We start from the raw sequence: 554 nt of genomic DNA, 5'->3' as shown, positions 1-554 counted from the left end.
TCACCGTCTTCTAATTTTTGCTCTGTATCTGATGTCCAAGTTTTCAGCTCAATTTGTGCTTTGGGAAAGGTTTTCGAGAGCTCCCGAAATAAACTTAAACCTGAGAACTCGAGTGTGTAAGCGAAGAAAGCGAGGGTAATTGGCCCTTCATAGGTAGCCGGGTCGAATGTCACTGGTGAGGTAGCGGTGTGCAAGAGCGACAGAGCTTGCTCAATCTTGGGCAAAATAGATTTGCTGTAATGCGTTGGCCTCAACCCTTCCGTGGTGCGTTCAAAAAGTGGGTGTCCTAATTGTTCTCTTAGCTTGGTCATTTGCTTGCTGACGGCGCTCTCTGAGATCCCCAGCTTTATCCCTGCTCTCTTAAGGCTATTCGACTGACACAGTAATACAAAAGTCCGCAGTAAGTTCAAGTCTATACTTTCCATTTCAGCAAGTCCTATTTTCCACGCTTTCCATTCTGGAAGTATAAAGTGATCACTATCGGCAGAGCAAATAAGACTCTTCCAAATGACATTCACTTTGAAATACAAAGGTCGCTACTATGAAAAAACTAA

The 554-nt window shown here is 43.9% G+C and carries 1 protein-coding gene; it reads right to left on the bottom strand.

Annotation, left to right across the window (positions count from 1 at the left end; genetic code table 11):
- A partial coding sequence (locus KIV40_RS34020) for a LysR family transcriptional regulator (RefSeq protein ID WP_285353857.1) occupies positions 1-425 on the bottom strand: 425 nt, incomplete at its 3' end.
- Positions 426-554: the final 129 nt, after the last annotated feature.

This window comes from Vibrio sp. D173a, from assembly GCF_030248475.1.
The sequence above is the reverse complement of the archived record's forward strand: the minus strand, read 5'-3'. Positions and strand labels throughout refer to the sequence as shown.